Source organism: Nocardia lijiangensis NBRC 108240 (assembly GCF_001613045.1).
In the GTDB taxonomy this organism is placed as follows: Bacteria; Actinomycetota; Actinomycetes; order Mycobacteriales; family Mycobacteriaceae; genus Nocardia; species Nocardia lijiangensis.
Genome location: NZ_BDBP01000192.1, coordinates 1 through 4,246 on the forward strand (window position 1 = coordinate 1; position 4,246 = coordinate 4,246).

Annotated in this window: 5 protein-coding genes and 1 pseudogene; all 6 read right to left on the reverse strand. The window is 70.1% G+C overall.

The genetic code is table 11. From position 1 onward, the window contains the following. Positions 1–104 precede the first annotated feature (104 nt). A complete protein-coding gene (locus NL1_RS35675) occupies positions 105–377 on the reverse strand; it encodes a hypothetical protein (RefSeq protein WP_067849311.1) in 273 nt (90 codons plus the stop codon). A gap of 7 nt (positions 378–384) precedes the next feature. Next, positions 385–681, reverse strand: coding sequence for a hypothetical protein (locus NL1_RS35680; RefSeq protein ID WP_067849314.1), 297 nt, complete (start codon positions 679–681; stop codon positions 385–387). A gap of 40 nt (positions 682–721) precedes the next feature. Further along, positions 722–1,366, reverse strand: a complete 645-nt coding sequence (locus tag NL1_RS35685; RefSeq protein WP_067849317.1) for a hypothetical protein — start codon at positions 1,364–1,366, stop codon at positions 722–724. Further along, positions 1,363–2,244, reverse strand: coding sequence for a MinD/ParA family ATP-binding protein (locus NL1_RS35690; RefSeq protein ID WP_067849320.1), 882 nt, complete (start codon positions 2,242–2,244; stop codon positions 1,363–1,365). Before NL1_RS35690 ends, NL1_RS35685 begins: the two co-directional genes overlap by 4 nt. A 16-nt stretch (positions 2,245–2,260) precedes the next feature. After that, positions 2,261–3,199 carry a DUF8176 domain-containing protein gene (locus NL1_RS35695; RefSeq protein ID WP_067849323.1) on the reverse strand — a complete coding sequence of 313 codons (939 nt, stop codon included), beginning with the start codon at positions 3,197–3,199 and terminating at the stop codon, positions 2,261–2,263. Positions 3,200–3,255: 56 nt separating this feature from the next. Then, positions 3,256–4,246: pseudogene (locus NL1_RS38435) on the reverse strand (cutinase family protein); the annotation flags it as partial.

The following is a 4,246-nucleotide window of genomic DNA, read 5'->3' on the forward strand; positions in this document are numbered from 1 at the left end:
CGGACCGCCCCCGCCGCCCCGCGCCGTGTTGCGGGGGCGCTGCCGGATGCGGCCGCGTCGCTGTGCAGTTCATGTCCGAACCGTCTCCATCAGGGTCCCGCGGCTCACGTCGGCAGGAACGCCAACGCGATCCCCGAGGCGGTGCTGGCGACGATCGCGCCGATCAGGCTCATCACCACGCCGTGGGTGGCGTCGTTGACGGCCAGGTCGCTGCGGAAGGCGATCCACAGCCTGCCCGCGGACAGGATCATCCAGGTCAGGCACACCAGCAGCGCGAACCACAGCAGCCAGTTCAGCAGCTGCATCAGCGGTTCGAGCACCTCGGAGGGCATCTGCTTGTAGGCGAGCAGCTCCGTCGACATTCGCATGGTGGACATGGTCGTCCTAGGTGCCGATGACGGCGTTCATGATGGTGCCCGCGCTGGTGGCGACCACGCCGCCGATCATCGCGCCCGCCACCATCTTCGGCGACTCGAGGCCGCCGCCCGTCCACTTCTCCCAGGCGAATCTGCCACCGGCGTAGATGATTCCGCAGACACCGGACAGCAACACGAACCACACCAGGTATTGGACCATCTGCATGATCTTCTCCGATCCCGGAGGCGCCTCCGGCGTCGGATTGCCCACCTGGGCCAGCACGGTGCCGTACGTGTCCTGCACGGCAAGGAGGAACATGCTCATCGGATGCCTTTCTCGAAATTGCTGCGCGCGCCGGTCTCCGTCACGATTCCTCCCCCTCGTCGAAAGCCGCAGTGCTGTCCAGCTTCTCACGAACCACGGAGACGATGTCGACGCCCAGCTCGCGCATCTCCAGTGGGACCTCGGCCAGTGGATCGATCTTGCGTTTCTTCTCCGGCATCGGATCGCCCGGCGTCCACACCGGCAACTGCTCCGGCTCGACCAGGGTCCACTCCTCGTACCACGGCACCTGCCACAGCGGGCCCGCCAGCGAGCCGACCACGTCGCGGTAGCGCCGGATCTCGGCGGGCATCTTGCCGGGGCGCGCGGCCACCGTGATCATGCCGAGCACCTCGGAGGGGCCGCCGAAACCGAAATGGTGCTGGCGCAGCAGATCGTGCGCGCGGGTCAACCCGGCGATCGTCTCCCTGGCCACCAACACGACAAAAGGGGATTCACGCTCGAAGACGCCGGGCCAGCGGCGGCTCGAATCCGCCGCGGGCGCAAGCACATGCGCGAGGGTAGTGGCTCCGGCGCCGCCGTGCACACCCAGCAGCCAGACCAGCGGCGCGCGTCCGACGCCGGGCACCGGACGGTCCCAGACCGGCGCGCGGCGAGACTCAGGGGGCGCGACGACGCCGGCGGGCTGCGGATCGAGTTTCCGACGAAGTTTCATGGCGGCGGTCATGATGCCACCCCCGACAACAGCCGCTCGTACGCGCGGCGGGTCTCGGCCGCCAGCGCGCTGTGCCGCACGAGTTCGCCACGGGCGAGGTGCGGATCGTAGGGAATCTCCCTGATGTCGCGGACCCAGCCGGACAGGTTTTCACGCAAATGATCGGCAACCCGCGAATCGCCGCCCGGCTGCTGGTGCGAGATCACGATGGTGGCATCGCCGACGATGCCCGTGCCCTGTCCCTCGGCCGAATCGCCGAACTCGTCGTCGAGCCATTCCAGGGCGACGCGCAGCCGGTTCGCGGCATCGGGCCGCGCCGGAATGGCAAGCACCAGAGCGACATCCGCGTCGTCGAGCAGTGGACGCAGCTGGCGTCCCGCGATCGGGTTACCGCCGTCGTAGACCGCAGTGAACCCCGCGTCCTCCACCGCGCGCGCGACCGTCAGATACGTGGCGCGGCGGCGCAGCGGGGCGGCGTCACGCCAGAGCAGGCCGATGCCCGAGGTGGCGCGCGACAGGCACTCCTTCAGCGGGGCCGGTTCGTCGTCGCCGCGCCCGTACAGCCACGACTGCAGGCTGATCGGGTGCAGGTGCTCGTCGGCTCCGCGCAGTGCGAGATCGCTGCCCGCGGCCGTGGCGTCCACCGCGACGGTCGGTGTTCCGCCCGAACCCAATTCACCCGCGATACCCAGTGCGGTCGTGGTGGTTCCCGCGCCACCGCAGCCGCCGACCACCAGAATCGGCCGCTGCGTCGGGCCCGCGTCCTCATCGCCGTCTCCCCGCTTGCCGCGCCGCAACCGCACCACCGGAGCCTTCTTGAGCGCCTGACGACCCTGCGTGGCGCCCTCCTCGGGCGCCTCGTCGAGCCAGCGGCTCCAGTCCTCTCCCATCGTTCTCAGCTCTCCTTCATCCGGCCGCAATACCCGTGATCAGGGCGCGGCCGCCGATCACCGCGGTGGTGACCGTCTGCTTGTTGTACGTGGCGGGCGCTCCGCCAGGCCGGTACTCGGTGACCTCCACCGAGTACATGGTGTCGGTCACCGTCGCGACGCGCACGCAGTGCGTGGTGCCCTCGGGAACACTGTCGATCCCGCGCTGGATCGTCGGGGCGGCCGAGATGTTCGACTCCGGCGCGACGAATTCCCGCGCCCGCTCGCCGGATCGCTCCACGTAGTAGGCGTACTGGAAGGCCAGCACCACGTCCGGACCGCTCTGCGTGCCGCCCGGCCCCGCGCTGCGGATCAGCCGGTCGGCGCGCTCGGTCGGGCACCCCGAGGTGATGCCCACCTGCGCGCTGCCCGCGGTGAACTGCATCGGCGGGGTCGTCGGCGCGACGGCGGCGCGATTGCCCGAGGACCGCAACAGGTAGAGCGCACCCGCGACGGCGAAGGCCAGCAACAGGACCGCAACGATCAGCACCGCGACGATGCGGCCGCGGCGCGAGGCGGGGTGGTCGCGCAGCGCGCGCGGCGCGCGCACGGGCGGCTGGGGCTCGTCGTCGTAGTCGTCGTCTTCGGGCCACGGGAAGCGAACCAGATCGCCGTCGCGCGGGGCGTAGTCGTCGTCGGGTCCCGGCGCGCGGTCGGCGACCCAATCCGACCAGCCGCCGGTGAACTCCGCGCGCCGTGAAGCCAGGTCGGCCGGGACCTCGTTTCGCGCGCGCGCCTCCTCCGGGTCCTCTTCGTCGCGGATGTAGTGCGGATACCGGGCCGGTCCGTCGTCCTCGGCCACTGCGAGATCGGCGTCGTCCTGCTGTGCCTGCGCGGGCGCTCCGTTGTCGGGTTCGAGGTTGTCGGGTTCGAGCGGGTCGTACCACCGGGACAAGTCTTTGTACGACTTCAACATTCCCCCATTCCCGCAGAGGAAGGCACGTGGTGTCGCATCGTCGGACCTCTCGGCGATCAGTTCGTGGAGAACGGGTAGGTGTGGTTGGCGGTACCGGGTCGCTCGGTGGGCGGAATCGAGGTCGCGCCGCCGGATGAGGCGCCATCGGCTCCTGTCCCGAACGGAAATTGTCCCGTACCGGACGAATTCGGCGTAGGCGACGCGCCGGTACTTCCGCCGGAGAATCCGGTGCGCGGCTTGTCCGCTCCACCCCGCGGCTCGGCGCCCGCGCCGAAGCGATCGGCCAGGTCACGGGCCAGTGCGGCGAACCAGTCGGCCACGAAGCGGGTGGGCGCGTCGCCGTTGGTGGCCACCGCCGCGGTGCTGTACCCGCCGTGCCGCTGTACGGTGTCCCAATACCGCACCCAGGTGGTGACGTTCAGCAGTTCGCTGTTGTCGGTGATGTTCTGCACGACCGCGTCGAACGCCTGGGTGACCAGCCGCGAGACGGTCGTCGGCGGGATCAATTGTGGAATGGCGCCGATCAACTTGGTACCGAGCAACAGCAGACCGGCCGCCGGATTGGACAGTCCCGCGGTGGCCAGCTCCGAGATCGCGGCCGGACCGATCACCGCCCTGACGACGGTGGCGACCGCGTTGAGCCCGATCAAGCCGACCTTCAGCACGGCGCGCAGCGCGCCGTCGAGATCCAGCGGGGCGCGTGGATCGGAGGCGTCGGCGATCCGCTGCGAGATCGACTTCTTCGGGGAGAGCGAAAGATTCGCCAGCGAGGTGCCCTGCACGTCCTCGTCGACGACCTTGGTCGCGGTCTTGATCGAGGTGAACGCGAGAGCCTGGGAGATGGAGACCAGCGAGGCGATGGGATCGCCGCCGCTGAGCTTCGCCTGGCCCGCCACCGAGGCCACCGCCTTCAGGATCGGCGCGCCCTGCGGCGCGTCGCACGCGAGATCGCCTGTCGCACAGAAGCTGGCCACCCGGCCGGTGAGCGCCGCGAAATCGGCCGCCCGATCGCGTTCCGGGCCGATACCGCCGCCGCTCGCGGGCGCC

Coding starts and splice junctions, on each gene's coding strand:
- NL1_RS35675 (WP_067849311.1), bottom strand. CDS start 377: ATGTCCACCATGCGAATGTCGACGGAGCTGCTCGCCTACAAGCAGATG.
- NL1_RS35680 (WP_067849314.1), bottom strand. CDS start 681: ATGAGCATGTTCCTCCTTGCCGTGCAGGACACGTACGGCACCGTGCTG.
- NL1_RS35685 (WP_067849317.1), bottom strand. CDS start 1,366: ATGACCGCCGCCATGAAACTTCGTCGGAAACTCGATCCGCAGCCCGCC.
- NL1_RS35690 (WP_067849320.1), bottom strand. CDS start 2,244: ATGGGAGAGGACTGGAGCCGCTGGCTCGACGAGGCGCCCGAGGAGGGC.
- NL1_RS35695 (WP_067849323.1), bottom strand. CDS start 3,199: ATGTTGAAGTCGTACAAAGACTTGTCCCGGTGGTACGACCCGCTCGAA.